The sequence below is a fragment of the Actibacterium sp. 188UL27-1 genome (assembly GCF_016901225.1).
In the GTDB taxonomy this organism is placed as follows: domain Bacteria; phylum Pseudomonadota; class Alphaproteobacteria; order Rhodobacterales; family Rhodobacteraceae; genus 188UL27-1.
Genome location: NZ_JAFEUL010000003.1, coordinates 95,115 through 113,270 on the forward strand (window position 1 = coordinate 95,115; position 18,156 = coordinate 113,270).

Here is an 18,156-nt window from a genome sequence, read left to right on the forward strand (position 1 = left end):
GGGGAAAACCAGACATCGGAACGCCAGCTTTTTCGCAAGCACCGGTCACTTGATCTGTTTGCGAGGGATGACATGGATATTTCGGACAGGCGCGCTGCGCACAGTCTATTGGCGACCATTTTGATCATGCTTGTTGGCCCGGCGGCCCGGGCGCAAGATCAGGACGGCTTTGACCTGGGGACCATCACCATTGGTGAAAGTAAGCGCGAGGTGCAGACCGACACCGCCGCCGCCGTCACGGAAGTCGATCAAGAGGAGATCAACGACCGGCAGGCCGGCACTGTGGCAGAACTGATCGACTCTGTGCCCGGTGTAAATCTGGTGAACGGGTCAACACCCCAGGGATCGGGTATCAATATCCGCGGTTTCGGGGCCAACAGTACCTTTGGCACGGATCAGAAGGTGGGAATTGTTGTCGACGGTGCCTTGGTCGGATCCGAAGAGATCTACCGCATCGGGACCCAGCTTTTCACGGACCCGGAATTGTTCAGATCTGTCCGCGTGTTCCGTGGCACGATCGGCACCTTTGAATACGGCTCAGGCATTATCGGCGGTCTGGTCGAACTGGAAACCAAGGACGCCTCCGATTTCACGGACCGAGAGATTGGTTTCCGATTTCGCCAATCCCTGCAATTTGGCAGCAATGGTGACGGCATCACAAGCTCCAGCATTTTTGCCTGGCAGCCCACGGATGATTTTGAGGTGCTGGGTCAGTTCGTGTGGCGAGAGCAGGACCTTCAAACCGACGGCGCCGGGAATACCATTGGCAACAGCGATTTCCAGCTTCCCTCTGGCATGGTCAAGGGGACCTACACGTTCGGCACCAATGGGGATCAACGCCTCACCTTCAAATATAGCGAGACAACGGCAAGCGACCGCGATGTTCAATATGACACCTTCCTGACGACCGATGCGGTCTTTGGAAATGTTGATCGTGACACGGATTCACGTACTGCGGTGCTGCGCTACCAATTCAATCCGGCCGACAATGACATGGTCGATCTGGATGTGACCCTGTCCTACGCAGATCAGAGCATCGACCAAGAATACGTGTCCGGCAGTTCGATTTGCGATCGGCCGACCAATCCCTGTGGTCTGACCGGTGGTTTTCCGGTGGGCGGGTTTCCAGTGGTGAACGCCGATCAGCAATATGAGACAACCAAGCTCACGGTCCGCAACACCAGCCTTTTCGCCACGGGGGCGGTAAATCACGAATTGCGGATGGGCGTTGAGTTCATTCGGCGTGAACGGTTGAACGCGGACTCTGCTCCTGGCGGGATCGACAATCGCTGGGCGCTGTTTGCCGTCAATGACATGCGCATTGGCGAGGATTGGACGATCACCCCTGCCCTACGCTACGAAAGCTCGCAGATCGAAGGGTCGACATCGCCCAATGACGGCACGTTTGACAATGACGCGGTCATGGGTGGTCTGTCTGTTCGATATGCGTTTGGCAATGGCTTTGCCCTCTTTGGAAGTGCGGCCTACACCGAAAGCCTGCCGATCATCGATGACCTGGGCAATGCCACCCTGATGACCCAAAGTGAAAAGGCGAGGACACTGGAATTTGGCGGCTCCTACGAGGGTCAGGATGTGTTCCGCAGCGGCGATACGTTTGCAATCAAGGCTAACATCTACAACACGCGCATCTGGGATGTGACCTCTTACACGGTACCGGGCAATCAACAGATCACGGGCGTACCCGCCTCGGTCTATCCCGAGGATATCGAAACCCGCGGGATCGAGCTTGAGGCCTCCTATGCCATGCAGAGCGGATTTTACGTTGACCTGAACGCAAACGTGACGCGTGGTACGGAACAGCGGTTGAATGGCAGCACTGCGGATTGGCGCAATATTCCGGCGGATGGGCTGCAATTGACCCTCGGCCGCCGCTTTGGCGAGGCACTGGACCTAAGCTGGGAGATGGTCGCCGATCAACGCATGACGCGGACCACTGACCCAAGCGCTGGTTTTGCCGTCCATAACCTGCGCGCCACCTATCAGCCGCAAGCAGGTGTGTTGGAGGGGTCGGAACTGCGGATTGGCGTCGAAAACCTTTTTGACCGCGAGTATACCCGCCACCTGTCAACCCGCCCAGCGCCGGGCCGCAACATCAAGGTGACCCTGGCCCGCACCTTTTAACCGTCCGGATCCTCTGCCCTTGTCTTTGGTAGGGCAATGGATCGGGACCATGGCTTTTGGTCCGAGGGGACCAACGTTTCCCCCGAAAGGTCAGATAGCTACTCCGCCGCACCGGGCTTCTTGGCTGCGGCGGGCCCCAATCGGGTTAGCTTGTCCTGCAACATCCCGCGGCGCCTGTTCTGATAAGCCGCAATGATCGGCAGCGACAGATAATAGGCGACCACGCCCGCGATCACACCGGGAGCCAGACCACCGATCGTGTAGGGCACGAAGACTTCGGTGTAGAAATCCTGCAGGCCCGTCCAATGGGCTTGTTTGGCGGTGAAGACGGCCTTGAAATTGTGCCACAGATCGGCGCCCGCCTCCAGAAAGCGTTCTCCTACTGTCTTGCCGGTTTCGCGGGCTGGCTTGGTCCCCAAAAGGAAATGCCCCGTTCCAAGCGATATCGCTCCGATCGGAATGATCGTGATCGGGTTGCTGAAAAAGGTCGCCAGAATGGCTGCCAGCACATTGCCGCGCAGGATCTTTGCGATGATCGCCGCAACCAGAAAGTGAAGCCCGTATAGTGGGGTAAAAGTGGTGAAGACGCCGATGAAAATGCCGCGCGCAATGCGTTCCGGGCTGTCGGGAAGACGCCGGACGCGGTGGCGGATATACTGCGCCGCACGTCCCCAGCCGCCACGCGGCCAAAGCGTCTCGATGCACAGCCGCCCCCAGCTCCTTTTATCCCGACGCTTGAAAACCAAGCAGCTTCACCTCCAACTAGTTATGACGGCTTCCGTGCCATATCACGGAAGCGATGCAGAGCCGCAACGTTACTTTCAGCTTCGAGTGCAGTCATGACCATATGCAAATGTTCGACATCTCTTAGATGTAGGTCTATTCGCAAACGGTAAAAATCCGGCTTTCGATCAATAAAGTTAAGGTCAGAGATATTGGCCTTCTGCTCGCCGATCAAGGTACAGATCCGGCCCAGCACCCCCGCATCGTTCGAAATCGTCAATTCAAGGGTCACATCATAGGCGGGGGCATGGGGTCCGGCATGCCAATGCAGGTCGACCCAGCGATCCGGCTGGTCTTCAACCTCCACTAGAACCGGGCAATCGATGGCATGTACGACCACACCCTTGCCGCGATAGGTGATCCCGACGATTCGCTCACCAGGGATCGGTTTGCAACAATTGGCCCTGGTTGAGGTCTGATCAGAGGCCAGGCCAAGAACGGCACGGTCGCGCGTGATCTCCTCCACTGCAGGGGATGTCACAAGATTGGGATAAAGCGCCGAGACGACATCGCGCGCCGCCAGTTCCGCACTGCCCAGTTGTGCCAAAAGCTCATCCCGATCCGACAGGCCCAACCGACGGGCAGCTGTGGCCAACGCCTTGGGCGTGGCATCCTTGCCCATGTGCTCGAATGCGACGCGGGCCAATTCGCGACCCAGCTTGATGAAGCGCTCGCGATCTTCGGCGCGCAGGGATCTGCGGATCGCCTGTTTGGCCCGTCCAGTCGTGGCGATGTCCAGCCATGTCGATTGCGGGCGCTGACCTTCAGCGGTGATGATCTCAACCGATTGGCCGTTTTTCAGTCGGGTCCAAAGCGGCACCCGCAACCCGTCGACCTTGGCCCCCACACACCGGTCCCCGATGCTGGTGTGTATACCGTAGGCATAGTCGATCGGCGTGGCTCCGCGCGGCAGTTTGATCACATCCCCCTTGGGCGTGAAACAAAAGACCTGATCCGAGTACATCTCAAGCTTCACATGCTCCAGAAACTCGTCATGGTCGGCTTCGTCGAACCGCTCGGTCAGGCTTTTCAGCCAGTTGGCGGGGTCCACGGCGAACGGGTTCTCTGACCGAACGCCATCGCGGTAGGACCAATGCGCCGCAACGCCACTTTCGGCCACATCATTCATCTCGCGTGTGCGGATCTGCATTTCCACCAGCTTACCATCCCGACCGGACACCGTCGTGTGGATCGAGCGATAGCCATTGCTTTTCGGCTGGCTGATATAGTCCTTGAACCGGCCAGGCACGGCTGTCCAACGTGCATGAATGGCCCCCAGCACGCGGTAACAATCTTCGCGGTTTTCGGTAATGATACGAAAGCCATAGATATCGGCCAGCCGGGAAAATCCCTGGCCCTTCTGCTCCATCTTGCGCCAGATCGAATATGGTCGCTTTGCCCGCCCACTGACCTGGGCACTGATATGCGCCTTCTTCAACTCCAGCTTCAGATCGGTGGTGATCTTTTCGATCACATCACCGGATTCTTTGCGTAGGGTCACAAAGCGGCGCATGATCGAATTGCGCCGATCCGAGTTGAGCACCTGAAAAGACAGATCCTCCAACTCGTCCCGCATCCATTGCATCCCCATGCGTCCGGCCAGTGGCGCATAGATATCCATCGTCTCGCGCGACTTTTGAACCTGCTTTTCAGGCCGCTGATATTTAATCGTCCGCATGTTGTGCAGCCGGTCGGCCAGCTTGACCAGGATCACGCGCATGTCCCGCGACATGGCGATGAACAATTTGCGAAAGTTCTCGGCCTGCTTTGTTTCTGTCGAACTCAGTTGCAGGTTGGTCAGCTTGGTGACGCCATCCACAAGCTCCGCGATCTCGCGTCCGAACTGACGGGAGATATCGGCAAAGTTGGCCTTGGTGTCCTCAATCGTGTCGTGAAGCAGCGCTGTGATGATCGTTGCGTCATCCAACCGCTGCTCGGTCAAAAGGGCAGCAACGGTGACCGGATGGGTGAAATACGGCTCACCGGAATGGCGAAATTGACCGTCATGCATACTCGCGCCGAACTCATAGGCGGCGCGAATGCGGTCAGCATCGGTTTTGGGATTGTAGGCTGCCACCAGACCGATCAGGTCATCAGCGCTAAGGGCGACCTCCTGAAGCATCCTTCGCGGGCGATCAGCCCTGGCCTTGCGCTTCCATCAGGGCGCGCAGCAGCTTTTCTTCGGACATGTCGTCTGGCTCGGGGCGGTCAGGTTCTGCACCACCCATCAACAAGGCCATGGCGTCGTCTTCAGGCTCATCAACCTCGATCTGGGTCTGGTTCGCTTCGATCATGCGCTCACGCAGATCATCCGCAAGTTGTGTCTCATCCGCGATCTCGCGCAGGCTCACCACCGGGTTCTTGTCATTGTCGCGATCCACAGTCAGCGATGCACCGGACGAGATTTCCCGTGCCCGATGGGCAGCCAGCATCACCAATTCAAATCGATTGGGAACCTTGTCGACGCAGTCTTCAACGGTCACGCGTGCCATTCGAAACTCCAGTAAATCCGGGTGTGTAAGGCTGCCCTGTTACTCCTCTGTCCCTGTCTTGACAAGGGCTTGTGCCGAAATGGGCTTGACAGCCGCGACGTCATCCAACGGCAGGGCGCCCAACATCTGTCGTGCCGTTTGGCCGGTGACGGGATGGGCCCAATTCGGTGCGACATCGCAAAGCGGCACAAGGACAAACGCGCGATCCTGAATGCGCGGATGCGGCAGAATAAGCTGATCAGGTGCGGTATGCGCCTGCAAATCAACGGAAAGGTCACGCCATTTCGAATAAACATTAGCATCGGGGTATATCTGACCATTATAGTCGATCAGATCCAAATCAAGCGTCCGCGCAGCCCAGCGATTGGTTCGTTGGCGGTCAAATTCTGCTTCGATCCGGTTCAACTCGCTCAAAAGCGCCGATGCCGATAAGCCTGTCGTGATGACAACAACCGCATTAATATAATCGGGTCCTGCACCAATCGGCATGCATGGGGTCGAATACAAGCGACTTTCTGCTAAAACTATAAGCGAATCATTATTCAGAGATGTGATTGCGGTATTTATGGTTGACTTTGGCGATCCGTGTCTTGACGTGACGTTAGACCCTAAGGCGATTATTGCGCATGTGTCGATTCTGTGACATTGCGAGGGTTGCGACATCCTGATTTTCCCCTAATTCTTAGAAGGCCCTAGGTGGATCGCCTACCCACTCACTCAACGATCCGTTGCGGGCATATATAGAAAGGAAATTTTATGTTCTACCGCGACGAACGGCTGGCGCTGTTCATTGATGGATCGAACCTCTACGCGGCAGCTAAATCTCTCGGTTTTGACATCGACTACAAGCTGCTACGGCAGGAATTCATGCGCCGGGGAAAGCTGCTGCGCGCCTTCTACTATACAGCGCTGCTTGAAAATGACGACTACTCCCCGATCCGCCCACTCGTGGATTGGCTGCACTATAACGGGTTCTCCATGGTGACCAAACCCGCTAAGGAATATGTCGACAGCCAGGGCCGCCGCAAGGTGAAGGGTAACATGGATATCGAACTTTGCGTCGATGCCATGGAACTGGCCCCACATGTCGATCATATCGTGCTGTTTTCGGGCGATGGAGATTTTCGCCCGCTGGTTGAAAGCCTGCAGCGCCTTGGGGTGCGCGTGTCGGTTGTGTCGACCATTCGCAGCCAACCACCGATGATTGCCGATGAGCTGCGCCGCCAGGCGGACAATTTCATCGAACTGGATGAACTGAAAGAGGTCATAGGCCGCCCCCCGCGTGAGCCGCGACCCGAAGGGATGATGACCGAAGAAATGGCGCGGGAGTAATCCCCGCGACCCATTGCGCCACGCGCAGGGCTTTACGGCCCTCCCACATCATCTTACGTCTTGAGCGACAGGAGAGTTGCCCATGACCAAGCCCCCACTGACCATCCTCATGGCAGCCCCGCGCGGTTTTTGTGCGGGCGTTGATCGTGCCATTAAGATCGTCGAGATGGCGTTGGAGAAATGGGGCGCCCCTGTCTATGTCCGGCACGAAATCGTGCATAATAAATTCGTGGTGGATGGGCTTCGCGACAAAGGCGCCGTCTTCGTCAAGGAACTGTCCGAATGCCCAACAGACAGGCCCGTCGTCTTTTCCGCCCATGGCGTCCCGAAATCAGTGCCTGCCGAAGCTGCGCAGCGACAGATGCTTTATGTCGATGCGACCTGCCCGTTGGTCTCCAAGGTGCATATTGAGGCGGCCCGCCACGCTGAACGCGGGCTGCAACTGATCATGATCGGACATGCGGGCCATCCCGAAACCGTCGGAACGATGGGACAATTGCCCGCCGGAGATGTCTTGCTGGTCGAAACGCCTGCTGATGTCGCCACGGTCGAGGTGCGCGATCCTGAACGGTTGGCATTTGTAACGCAAACCACGCTCAGTATAGATGACACGGCCGAGGTGGTCGCTGCCCTCCAGGCGCGCTTTCCTGCCATCGAAGGACCGCACAAAGAAGACATCTGTTATGCCACGACCAACCGGCAGGAGGCGGTCAAGGCGATGGCGCCCCGTGCCGATGCGATCTTGGTCGTAGGTGCTCCCAACTCCTCCAATTCCAAACGGCTGGTCGAGGTTGGTGCCCGGGCGGGCTGCGGCTATGCCCAACTGGTCCAACGTGCCACCGATATTGACTGGCGCGCATTGGAGGGGATCGGAACCCTGGGCATCACCGCAGGAGCCTCTGCCCCCGAAGTTCTGGTGAATGAGGTCGTCGATGCCCTTCGTGATCGCTTCGCCGTGACCATCGAATTGGTGGAGACCGCGGTGGAGAACGTGGAATTCAAGGTGCCCCGCGTCTTGCGCGAACCCGCCTGACCCCGATGTTTGCTCACCCCGTCCCCCGCGCGGCGCTTTTGTTGGGTGCTGCTGGTGTGCTTCCCTTTCTGTGGGGGCTTGGCACGATGTGGGTGCCCGCGCTGTTCGAGATTACGATGAACACAATCGGCCCGCGCTTTGTTGGCCCGTTTGTGCTGCTGTCCTATGGCACGGTCATCCTGTGTTTCATGTCGGGGGCGCTTTGGGGCTTGGTCGCCAAATCAGAGGTCGAACTGGGCCCAATGGGCTACGGCATAGCGGTCGTGCCAGCGTTGTGGGCCTTTTTCTTTGTCGGCAACGGACCAGTCAGCACCAGCATCAATCTGATCGCCGGTTATGTCGCCGTCTTGGCCATTGACTACCTTTTGTGGTCCAACAAGGTCGCACCGCCGTGGTGGATGGCGCTGCGCATCCCGCTTACCGTGATTGTGGTTTTGTGCCTCGGCATCGTGGCGGGGACCGGCTGATGAGCGATGAACAGACACTGGGCGTCTATGATATGCAGGCCGCCGATTACGCCAAACGCTTTGCCACGGATCGGCCTGACCCGCGGCTCGATGCGTTTCTGGCGGAAATGCCTGCCGGTGCCCATGTCCTTGAATTGGGATGCGGTCCAGGCCGCACCGCGGCCCGGATGATAGCGGCGGGTTTGACGGTTGATGCCGTCGATGCCTCCGCGGGTATGGCGGCCCAGGCCAAGGCCCAGTTTGGCGTAACCGTGCGCGTCGCCAGTTTTGATCAGATCGAAGGCACCAAGATATATGATGGCATTTGGGCCAATTTCAGCCTGCTTCACGCCCCCCGCGCCAAGTTTCCAGGGCATCTGGCAGCCCTTCACACAGCCGCCAAACCGGGCGCGCGCCTGCATATCGGCATGAAACAGGGCACCGGTGAAGGGCGCGACAGCCTGGGTCGCCACTATGCCTATTACAGGGAGAATGAGCTGACGGATCTGCTCTCACAGGCCGGGTTCAGCGTCACCAAATCCGACCTTGGGGATGCGATGGGAATGGCCGGCGCCCGGGAGCCTTGGATCATTCAGACCGCCTATGCCTGATCTTTTTGCCTATACTGACGGGGCCTGCAGCGGCAATCCCGGCCCCGGCGGTTGGGGCGCATTGCTGATTGCCCGCGATGGCGAAACGGTTCTGAAGGAGCGCACCCTTTCGGGCGGTGAGGCCGAAACGACCAACAATCGGATGGAGCTTTTGGCGGCCATCCACGCATTGGAAAGCCTGACCCGCAACAGCGAGATCACGGTTGTGACCGATAGTGCCTATGTCAAGAACGGCGTCACCCAGTGGATCCATGGCTGGAAGCGCAATGGCTGGAGAACCGCCAGCAAAAAGCCCGTCAAGAATGTCGAGCTGTGGCAGCGATTGGATGAGGCGCAGGCCCGCCATCACGTCACCTGGGAATGGGTCAAGGGCCATGCGGGCCATCCGGAAAATGAACGCGCCGATGAACTAGCCCGCGCTGGGATGCAGCCATTCAAGTAACATCAATACAAGGCGCGGGGTCGGACGCAGCGTAGCGTCCCCGATTGCCCGGCTGCCATTTGTTTGCCCGCGTGCAGGCGTCTACAGTTTGGGGATATGACATCGATCAATCTGTGAGGGGAATTGATATGGACGAGATCGTCATCCTGAGTGGCGCGCGCACCGCCATCGGCACCTTTGGCGGCGCGCTGTCCGCAGTCTCACCGATTGAAACCGGTGCCCATGTCGCGCGTGCCGCCCTTGAACGCGCGGGTGTCGAGGGCGGCCAGATCGGCCATGTCGCCTATGGCCATGTGATCAACACCGAACCGCGCGACATGTATCTCAGCCGTGCCGCCGCGATGGAGGCGGGCGTACCCGACACCACTCCGGCGATGAACGTCAACCGGCTCTGCGGTTCGGGGGCCCAGGCGCTGGTCAGTGTCATTCAGGCCCTAGCCCTGGGGGATGCGGAATATGGCCTGGCCGGTGGGGCAGAAAGCATGAGCTGTGCGCCCCACGCCGTGCAAGCCGCGCGGTTCGGCCAAAAGATGGGCGATACCAAGATGGTCGATATGATGATCGGCGCGCTCCATTGCCCGTTCGGGACGGGCCATATGGGCGTCACGGCTGAGAATGTCGCCGCCGAGCATCAGATCAGCCGGGAGGCGCAGGATGCCTTTGCGCTGGAAAGCCAGACCCGCGCCGCCGCGGCAATCGCGGAGGGACGCTTTGCCGACCAGATCATCCCCATCGACGTGCGCCGCAAGCGCGATATGGTCCCCTTTGATACGGATGAACACCCCAAAGCCACCAGTGCCGAAGCCCTTGCCGGGCTGCGCCCTGCCTTCCGCAAAGAGGGCAGCGTGACAGCAGGCAATGCCAGCGGCATTAATGACGGTGCTGCTGCCTTGGTTCTGGCCCGTGCCGACGCGGCGGATACGGCTGGCCTGAAACCGCGCGCCCGGATCCTTGGCTATGCCCATGCCGGTGTCCGCCCCGAGGTGATGGGGATCGGGCCCATCCCCGCCGTTGAACGGTTGCTGGATCGCACAGGTCTGGCCACCGAGGATTTTGGCGTGATCGAGTCGAATGAGGCATTCGCGGCCCAGGCCCTTGCCGTTAATCAGGGCCTTGGTCTGGATGGCGCGCGGGTGAACCCCAATGGCGGGGCCATCGCCCTGGGCCACCCCGTTGGCGCGACCGGTGCGATCCTGACGGTAAAAGCGCTTTATGAATTGGAGCGTTCGGGCGCTGACAAGGCCTTGATCACGATGTGCATCGGCGGCGGCCAGGGCATCGCACTGGCCATCGAACGTCTGCATTGACCCAGTCCTGGCCTTTCTATCTCAGGCGGATCCGGGCGCGCGCCGCCCGGCCCTGGGCATCGACGACCGACAGGCTCAGATAACCCTCCAGCGGGGCATCAATCGATACCTCCCGACGATGCGCCCGGGTCACAAGAGGGGCGCCATTGGCCAGCCAGGTAAAGGGTGGGGTCCCGTCGCGCACTTTCAGGGTCAGGCTGTCCAACCGCTCCAATTCCGCCCCGTCCGGCGGAAAGGCGAGCTTTGGCCCATCCGACAGGGCCGCCTGATCCTGACGATGCGCAAAGCGCCGCAAGGGCTGGGGCAATTCGGTATTGTGCACCATCAGGACCGAAGGCGGGGGGCTGGGTAACGGGTCGTGGCGCGCTTTCAGGTGACCGAACGCCTCGAACAGGACGGGCGCGGCCAGATCACCCCCGAACGCGCCGGGCACCGGGCTGCCATCCGGGCGCCCCAGCCAGACGCCAATCACATGCTGTCCGTCATATCCAATCGCCCAGGCATCGCGGTGGCCATAGCTGGTGCCGGTCTTGTGGGCGATCACCCTGTGCGCGGCATGGGCGGGTGGCGGCAAACCGGCCAGAATGTTGGTGACCTGCCACGCCGCCTCGGGCGAGATTACCCGGCGCGTCCCGTCCCCCGCCGCCGCTTTGACATGCAAGACCGGCGCACGCCCCCTATTGGCGGTGCCAGCATACAGCTGTGTCAGATCCGTCAGGGTCAGCCCAACACCGCCCAAGGCTACGGCGAGGCCCGGCTTGCCACCGGGGAATACAGGATCGATCCCGGCCCGGGTCAGGGCAGCTGTCAGGGCAGACGGGCCCAGACGCTCTGTCAACATCACAGCCGGGATGTTCAGCGACAGTTGCAGCGCCTGTCGCACCCGGATCGTCCCCCGAAACTGACCATCGAAATTCTGCGGTGCGTAGCCGCCAAAGGCAGTTGGCCGATCCTCGATCAATGTCTCGGGATGGGCCAGCCCCTCGTCAAAGGCCAAAGCGTAGATGAGCGGTTTCAGCGTCGATCCGGGGGACCGGACAGCGCGGGTCATGTCGACCGCGCCCTGCCGCCGGGTCGATCCGATATCGGGGGAGCCGATAGAGGCCAGGATCTCTCCGGTTCCGTGATCGGCGACGATCATCGCGGCAGACAGGTTCGGCCCGGCGCGCTCTGCCGCGTCCCGCATCAACCGCTGCAGTCGGCGTTGCAGTGGCGCGCGCAAGGTTGTGCGATGCACCTGAGCCACCGGGTCTTGTCGGCGCAACCGGTCGGCAACATGGGGGGCCAGTTGCGGCACCGGGCGGCGGGCCGTGGGCACCGGGCTTAGCATGGCAGATTGCGCGGCCTCGTCCCGGATCACACCAGACCCAGCGACCCGGGCCAAAACACGATCTCGCGCGGCTTTGGCCGACCCTGCAAACCGGTCGGGCCTTCGGGTTTCGGGGGATTGGGGCAGGGCCACCAGCAAAGCAGCCTCCGCCGGGGTCAGCCGATGGGCGGGCTTGCCAAACCAGGCACGGGTCGCGGCGCGGACCCCCTCGATATTGCCGCCCATGGGGGCATGGTTCAGATACAGCGTCAGAATCTGATCCTTACGCAGGCGCCGCTCCAGCGCCAGGGCCACCCGCATCTGGCGCAGCTTGCCATCCCATTGGCCGGTTCCGCTTTCCTCCAGCAACCGCGCGGTCTGCATCGTCAGGGTGGATCCGCCCGAGATCACCCGCCCGTTCCACACAGCCTGCCACCCGGCGCGCACCATGGCGCGCGGATCAACACCGGTATGGCGGTAAAACCGCTGGTCTTCATAGGCGATCAACATGTCGATATAGGCCGGGTCGACCTGGTCCAGCGCCGTTTTCAGCCGCCAACGACCATCAGCCACCGTGTAGGCCCGCAGCAAGTGACCATCGCGATCCAGAACCTCGACCGAGGTTTCAGCCGTCAACGGGGGCAACACCGTCGCATCGATCCAACGATCCGCGGCATCGCGCAGCCCCCCGGCGACCCCCAGCAGGGCCGCAGCCATCAGAAGCGCCGTGCGCCTCATGGGGTGATGGTGACCCGGCCCGTATCTGTCTGTGCGCGATATTGCGGGCGGTACATGTCTTCGACCGATGCGGCGGGATGGTGGTAATCCCCGGCCGAGATCGCGCGGACCACATAGGCCAGCTTGAACGGCTTGTCCGACCGCCAGTCGATTGCCGTCAAGAACCGGTCCTGGCGAAACTCCGAATGGCGTGTGGGCGCTGTCTCCAACCAGTCAAACCCTTTCAGGTCACCGCTGCGCAAAAGGCTGGGATTGTCGATTTCAAACCCGGCCGGGAGTGGATCATTGACCATCAACCGTGCCTCCGATGCGGCGAAGGGTGTGATCGATAGCACCGTCACCAGCCGTGTCCCCGCGGGGACAGCAGAGGGATCGACCGGCTCCCCTTGGGTCGTGAAATAGGTTCGATCAATCGCATAGCCGTTGCCGCCTTTAGGTTCGGGGATCGTGGGCACGCCAAAGGTGGTGAGGGTCAATGTAGCCTCGGTCGCGCTGCCGTTGCGGATATCAAGCGGGGCTGTGTCCGTCTGATCCCGCAACACGGGCACAAGCGGCCCCTCAACCGGGGCACCATTGATCGTGAACCCACCAGTGGGTGCCGCATCGATCAGCGCATTGGCAGCAAGCAGCGTCCAGACCTGTTCCTGTGTCGACCGGACCCGCCCGGGGGAAGAGACGCGGGTGATCAGCGCATCGGTGTTCAGCGCGGTCGAGCCTGCCTCGGTTGCCAGGGTCAGCACGGCAGCGGCATCGCGCAAATTGGTGCCATAGTCACTACGCCACAATTGGCGGGTTTCATCCCCCATCCGCTGGGCCAGTTGCGCCCCGGCTTGCGCGAACATCGCATCAGCCCGGCGTTGATCGCCATAAAGGGCAAGGGCTGCGCCAAGCTGGGCACTGGCCAGCGGCGTGGGAAAATCGCGCCGTTTGACGTCTGCATAATAACGCAGGTCACCCATGGCGGCCTTACCCTCGCGGGCCAGGACCATCAGGGCATAGGCGATATCCTCACCCCCTCGGGCCTCCCCGCCAAAATCGGGGGCGTAGTTCACCCGGTTGCTCAGATTGTCGACCGCCGCGGTGAACGCCACATCGGGCACGGTATAACCTTGGGCGCGCGCGCGGCTCAAAAAGTCGGTGACATAAGCATCCAGCCAGAAATCACCACTGCGTGCGCGCCACAGACCGAACCCGCCAGAGGTGCTTTGCCGTGCCAGAACCCGGGTGACAGATCGGTCGATCCGGGTTTTCAGGTCATCGCGGTCGCCCAGGCCCATCGCCGTCGCTACCTGATCCATATACAGGAGCGGCATCGCGCGACTGGTCGTCTGTTCGGTACAGCCATAGGGGTAGCTGTCCAGCGATTGCAGCAGGCCCGGCGCATCGAACGTGCCCATGGGACCCAGCGCAAGGGTTGCCGTGCCCGTGCCCGGATGCATGTCGGCAAAGATGTCCTTGCTCAGCGTGAACGTGTCGCCTGCCGCCAGTTTAAAGCGGGACGTGCGCGCGACTTCCGGGTCATTCAGTTGCACAGGCACGGTCACCGTCTTGGTCAGGACCTTCCCGTCCGGTGTCGTGAGCATGATGTCGGATGTGTAAAGACCCGCCCGGTTGGCGGTAATCGGAACCTCCAGCGTTGCCTTGCCCCGTTCCGCCAGCGTAACCGTTTCGGAAACAGGGCGAGCCATCAGACCAGACCCCGCCACAGTCAATGCCATATCACCGGCCGGGCCATCGGCATGGACGATTTCCAGGAGGATCCGGCTTTGATCCCCGGGGGCCAGAAACCGCGGCAGGGAGGCCGTGACGACAACGGGATCGCGTACCAGGACCTCTGTATCGGCATTCCCGGTGGCTGTATCGCTCCAGGCGACGGCCATCAGCTTGACCGTGCCATTGAAGGCCGGAAGCTCAAACGATGCCCGCGCCATGCCATCCGCGCCCACCGTCAGGGGACCGGTGAAATAGGCAAGCAATTCCTCCGTCGGGGGCGGGGCCTGAGTGCCCATACCTCGGGTTGCGTCCCCGCCGGACCGGACAGCCCCCATGGCGCCGTTCATCCCGTCGATCAGCCGCCCATAGATATCGCGCAGCCCCATGCCCAAGCGGCGCTGGCCCAGATAGTGGCCCACGGCATCCGGCGGCTCAAATCCGGTCAGGTTCAGGATGCCGACATCCACGGCGGCGAGCGTGACATAGGCCGTCTCCCCAGGTTGCACCCCATCCACCTTAAGCGCGACGTCCAGCGGTTGCCGGGGCTGCGCCTCGGGCAGAACATCAAAGGTGACATCCAACCGTTTGTCCGGCGCCTCGACCCCGGCATATTGGAGACCAAGGGCGCGGGCCGGGTTGCGCCCGGCAGCGACGTCCATAGGGCGGATCACGGTTGCCGTCACATAGACACCAGCGCCCCAATCATCGGTCACTGACAGGTCGATCAGGTTCTCCCCCTCGGCCACCTCGACGGTCGTCATGTCGATCAGCCGGTCAGACATGACAGTGACCAGCGCCTTGCCCGCATAGCGCGGCACCAGCCGCAATTGTGCCGTGTCGCCCGGGGCATAGCGGGTCTTGTCCAGCGACAATTCCAACGTGTCGGGGGTGGAGGCTGCATCCGCTGCCGCGTACCACCCGGCAGAGAAGCCCACCGACGATGCCGTGTAGGGCCCATCGATCCGTTCGACCACCAATTCATAGCTGCCCCAGTCAAGCCCGGCCGTGACCTCGACAGGTTGGCCCACCTGCGCCTCGCCGTTGGTAATGCGGGTGCGGGTCGTCGTTGGTTCCCAATTCCAGCGACCAGAGTTTGAATACCATTGATAGCGGGTCTCGATGCGATTGACCTGCCATTTGACGCGCATGTCCCGAGGGGCGCCATCTGCACCCACGCCAATCAAGGTAAAGGCGGCTTCCCCGCCTCCGGGCAAGGTGCCGTCAAAGGCCGGTCTGATCCCGATCAGGGGTTGGGCGGGGGCAAGCGTCCGGGTGATGCTGCGCTCCACCGGGCGGCCCGATCCCTCGGCGACGCGCACCGTCATACGGGCCTCAAACGGGCGGATCGCGCTGATCTGCGGCAATTGCACGGCCAGCGTCGCCGCGCCCTTGTCATTCGTCGTAGCCAGACCCAGCACCTCCAGACGTGGGGGAAAGCTCTCGTCATGGCGGCCAAAGCGATATCCGGGAAAACCATCTAATCCAGCGGCCTGTTGCAACAGCAGATCCCCTTCCACCTTCAGCCCCGCGCCCGGCGCTCCGAAAAGGTACTGCACATCCACACCCAGCGGCGGTGTGTCACCCACCCGCAGCGTCCCCTCCGGCAGGGACAGGTCGACGTCGATCCGTTCGGGCAGGAAATCCTCGACCAGTATCTGCCGCGTCGCCAAGGGTGCGGCATCGGGGTCGGTATATGTGCGCAAGGTCCAGGTGCCACGCGGCGCGGCACCGGCAATGGGCAGGGCAAAGACATGCCCGCCCGCCTTGTCATCGGTTGAGACATGGCGACTGTATTCCACCCCGTCGGGCCGTGTCAGCACAGCGGTCAACGGCACGCCCACCAGCGCATCGGCCCGGTTGTCCCGCACCAGGGCCGTGGCATATATCGTCTCGCCCGCGCGATAGGCCCCGCGGTCGGTCGCCAGAAAAAGGTCAATCGGGCCGGATGGTGCACGCCCCTCGACACCCCGATCAGACAGATCGAATTCAGGGTCGGTCATGGACAGGAAAACGATGTCTTCGGTGCCATCCGCAACGGTCAGCAATCCCGGTGCCGCGCTTCCTTCGCCCAGGGTCAAGGCAGAGCCAAAGACGGCATAGCCCCGATCATCGGTTGTGGCGGTTGCGATCTCCCGGTTTGCGCGGGACAACAGTGTCACCGTCAGCCCGGCGCGCGGCTCTGCCGATCCAAGACTTCGAACAAAGACATGCAATCCGTCCGTTCCCGCCATGGTGGCAACCCCAAGGTCCGAGATGACAAACCATTGCGTCGCCGCCGGTTTGTCATAGGGGTCGGCCCCCGGAACGCGGGCCTGCAGCGCGTAAAGGCCCGCAGGCAGATCCGTGATCACATCCCCCAGCGGCAGGCGCGTTGTCACATCGGCGTTCAGGTCATTGCCCGTCTCGCCTGTGCCCGACCAGACCTGCTCAGCCAGATTGCCGGAAAACTGCTGTTCCTGATAGGCTGCCAGTGGCCGTCCGAAAAAGCCGTCTTGCATGACCCGCAGCACGTTGCGTTCACTCACCCGGCGCATGGTCAGATCGACCTCATCTGTATTGACCGTCACAATGGGCAAAGCCGCATCAAGAGAGCGTGGCAGCACATAGGCCCGACCCGGAAACCGCACGCTTTGCGCCCGGTCCCGGACATAAAGATTCAGCGCGATATCCTTGGCCAAACCGTCCCCGGCGGCCGATGGCAAGCCTGCCCGAAAGGTCAGGTTGTAGCGCGTGCCGTGGTTCAGCCCGGCAACACAAATCTCGCGCTGGGTTGCGGTCACCGCAAATTGCTGACCCGGCAGGCGGATATAGGGCGTGTAGTCCAGCGCCTTGTCCAGATCTTCGGACAAGACGACACAGATACGCGGGTTGGCAGCATCGCTTTCCACCCGATGCTCGGTAATACGGAACCCGTATTTACCGATTGCGTCATCCAGTCGGGCATCCGTCGTGGCACTGGGCGCAATCGTCTGTGCCAGCTTCAGCGCCGGGATCATGTCGCGCCCCCGGCCCGCAACTTCAAGCGCGCCGGCGAGGGTTGTCAGAAGGCGGCCCTGTATCTCGGGCGTATCGGATCGCAGATATCCGTTGATTGCGGCATGAACGGCCCTGTTCCGAAACTCCCGGCGCTTTTGCTGGTTGCTGCGGGCGTGATTGCTGGCATCGGTCGCGTAATCCAGCCAATGGTTGGCCAGATCGGTGCGGCTGATCACGGCACCGGTCCAGCGCAAGGCGTCCAGGTGGCGTTTCTCGTCCCGCGCCTGGCTGGCACTGCGCACCATATCCTCTACCGTGGCGACGCCGGGCTGGTGGCGTCGGCCCATCCCCACGGCAAAGGCGCGCGCGCGTTCCAGATCGGCCGCGGACAGGAAATTCAGCTCGTCGGCCCTTTGATCGGCGCTTTGCAAGATGGCGGGCTGGGTCGCGATGATCTGGGCCGAAATGGCCCCTTGATACGGCTCCTGCCGGGTCACATCCGATTTGGGAAAACATGCATTCGACCGGGTGTTAAAGGTGAATGCCTTGCAATTGGCATCGCTCAGACAGGCTTTTTCACACGCTTCCAGGGTGGTGTCGAAAATGTTGCGCAGATCGGCACCATAAAAATCCACATCCCGTGTCACCGCGACCCGTTTTTCGGGCACCGGCGTGGTCTGCGCCCATAAAGGAAAGGCACCAAGGCAAAGCAGGCCAAGCAAAATTTGCCGCATGAAATAACTCCGATCTGCTGAATGTGGGGGCAAGGTGGCATGGTCCCCGCCCGATTGGCAACGATTCCTGCATCCGTCTTTAAGGGCTTGTTCACCCT

Annotated in this window: 13 protein-coding genes; 7 read left to right on the plus strand and 6 right to left on the minus strand. The window is 61.2% G+C overall.

Annotated features, from left to right (window positions below; all coding sequences use genetic code 11):
- Positions 1-72: 72 nt before the first annotated feature.
- Entirely contained in the window at positions 73-2,142 is a 2,070-nt protein-coding gene (locus IU397_RS05775; protein ID WP_204411688.1) for a TonB-dependent receptor domain-containing protein, read from the plus strand.
- A 98-nt stretch (positions 2,143-2,240) separates the two neighbouring features.
- Here IU397_RS05775 and IU397_RS05780 read toward each other — a convergent pair whose 3' ends face one another.
- The 4 genes from IU397_RS05780 to folK are packed head-to-tail and all read right to left on the minus strand — an operon-like array spanning position 2,241 to position 6,080.
- Positions 2,241-2,888 carry a DUF2062 domain-containing protein gene (locus tag IU397_RS05780; protein WP_204411689.1) on the minus strand — a complete coding sequence of 216 codons (648 nt, stop codon included), beginning with the start codon at positions 2,886-2,888 and terminating at the stop codon, positions 2,241-2,243.
- Positions 2,889-2,908: 20 nt separating this feature from the next.
- Positions 2,909-5,047, minus strand: a complete 2,139-nt coding sequence (locus IU397_RS05785) for a bifunctional (p)ppGpp synthetase/guanosine-3',5'-bis(diphosphate) 3'-pyrophosphohydrolase (RefSeq protein WP_204411691.1) — start codon at positions 5,045-5,047, stop codon at positions 2,909-2,911.
- A 13-nt stretch (positions 5,048-5,060) separates the two neighbouring features.
- Positions 5,061-5,417 (minus strand): DNA-directed RNA polymerase subunit omega, encoded by a 357-nt coding sequence (gene rpoZ / locus IU397_RS05790; RefSeq protein ID WP_204411693.1) that lies wholly within the window; start codon positions 5,415-5,417, stop codon positions 5,061-5,063.
- Positions 5,418-5,456: 39 nt separating this feature from the next.
- Positions 5,457-6,080: a 2-amino-4-hydroxy-6-hydroxymethyldihydropteridine diphosphokinase gene (folK, locus tag IU397_RS05795; protein ID WP_204411695.1), complete on the minus strand. Its 624-nt coding sequence runs from the start codon at positions 6,078-6,080 to the stop codon at positions 5,457-5,459.
- 93 nt (positions 6,081-6,173) lie between these two features.
- Here folK and IU397_RS05800 point away from each other — a divergent pair, with 93 nt between their 5' ends.
- From IU397_RS05800 to IU397_RS05825, 6 genes are all read left to right on the plus strand, one after another.
- Positions 6,174-6,749, plus strand: coding sequence for an NYN domain-containing protein (locus tag IU397_RS05800; protein ID WP_204411697.1), 576 nt, complete (start codon positions 6,174-6,176; stop codon positions 6,747-6,749).
- Between the two features lie 82 nt (positions 6,750-6,831).
- Positions 6,832-7,782, plus strand: a complete 951-nt coding sequence (gene ispH, locus IU397_RS05805; protein WP_204411699.1) for a 4-hydroxy-3-methylbut-2-enyl diphosphate reductase — start codon at positions 6,832-6,834, stop codon at positions 7,780-7,782.
- 5 nt (positions 7,783-7,787) lie between these two features.
- Positions 7,788-8,249 (plus strand): DUF3429 domain-containing protein, encoded by a 462-nt coding sequence (locus tag IU397_RS05810; RefSeq protein ID WP_204411701.1) that lies wholly within the window; start codon positions 7,788-7,790, stop codon positions 8,247-8,249.
- Positions 8,249-8,839, plus strand: a complete 591-nt coding sequence (locus IU397_RS05815) for a bifunctional 2-polyprenyl-6-hydroxyphenol methylase/3-demethylubiquinol 3-O-methyltransferase UbiG (RefSeq protein ID WP_204411703.1) — start codon at positions 8,249-8,251, stop codon at positions 8,837-8,839. Before IU397_RS05810 ends, IU397_RS05815 begins: the two co-directional genes overlap by 1 nt.
- Positions 8,832-9,281 carry a ribonuclease HI gene (gene rnhA, locus IU397_RS05820; protein WP_204411705.1) on the plus strand — a complete coding sequence of 150 codons (450 nt, stop codon included), beginning with the start codon at positions 8,832-8,834 and terminating at the stop codon, positions 9,279-9,281. Before IU397_RS05815 ends, rnhA begins: the two co-directional genes overlap by 8 nt.
- A 128-nt stretch (positions 9,282-9,409) precedes the next feature.
- Positions 9,410-10,588, plus strand: a complete 1,179-nt coding sequence (locus IU397_RS05825; RefSeq protein WP_204411706.1) for an acetyl-CoA C-acyltransferase family protein — start codon at positions 9,410-9,412, stop codon at positions 10,586-10,588.
- A gap of 16 nt (positions 10,589-10,604) precedes the next feature.
- On the opposite strand, the gene pbpC is transcribed toward IU397_RS05825, so the two are convergent.
- Positions 10,605-12,614 (minus strand): penicillin-binding protein 1C, encoded by a 2,010-nt coding sequence (pbpC, locus tag IU397_RS05830; RefSeq protein ID WP_239479637.1) that lies wholly within the window; start codon positions 12,612-12,614, stop codon positions 10,605-10,607.
- Between the two features lie 17 nt (positions 12,615-12,631).
- Complete coding sequence (locus IU397_RS05835; RefSeq protein WP_204411710.1) at positions 12,632-18,058, minus strand: alpha-2-macroglobulin family protein; 5,427 nt, start codon at positions 18,056-18,058, stop codon at positions 12,632-12,634.
- Positions 18,059-18,156 lie beyond the last annotated feature (98 nt).

Coding starts and splice junctions, on each gene's coding strand:
- IU397_RS05785 (WP_204411691.1), bottom strand. CDS start 5,047: ATGCTTCAGGAGGTCGCCCTTAGCGCTGATGACCTGATCGGTCTGGTG.
- IU397_RS05775 (WP_204411688.1), top strand. CDS start 73: ATGGATATTTCGGACAGGCGCGCTGCGCACAGTCTATTGGCGACCATT.
- pbpC (WP_239479637.1), bottom strand. CDS start 12,614: ATGGCTGCGGCCCTGCTGGGGGTCGCCGGGGGGCTGCGCGATGCCGCG.
- rnhA (WP_204411705.1), top strand. CDS start 8,832: ATGCCTGATCTTTTTGCCTATACTGACGGGGCCTGCAGCGGCAATCCC.
- IU397_RS05800 (WP_204411697.1), top strand. CDS start 6,174: ATGTTCTACCGCGACGAACGGCTGGCGCTGTTCATTGATGGATCGAAC.
- IU397_RS05810 (WP_204411701.1), top strand. CDS start 7,788: ATGTTTGCTCACCCCGTCCCCCGCGCGGCGCTTTTGTTGGGTGCTGCT.
- folK (WP_204411695.1), bottom strand. CDS start 6,080: ATGTCGCAACCCTCGCAATGTCACAGAATCGACACATGCGCAATAATC.
- rpoZ (WP_204411693.1), bottom strand. CDS start 5,417: ATGGCACGCGTGACCGTTGAAGACTGCGTCGACAAGGTTCCCAATCGA.
- ispH (WP_204411699.1), top strand. CDS start 6,832: ATGACCAAGCCCCCACTGACCATCCTCATGGCAGCCCCGCGCGGTTTT.
- IU397_RS05815 (WP_204411703.1), top strand. CDS start 8,249: ATGAGCGATGAACAGACACTGGGCGTCTATGATATGCAGGCCGCCGAT.
- IU397_RS05825 (WP_204411706.1), top strand. CDS start 9,410: ATGGACGAGATCGTCATCCTGAGTGGCGCGCGCACCGCCATCGGCACC.
- IU397_RS05835 (WP_204411710.1), bottom strand. CDS start 18,058: ATGCGGCAAATTTTGCTTGGCCTGCTTTGCCTTGGTGCCTTTCCTTTA.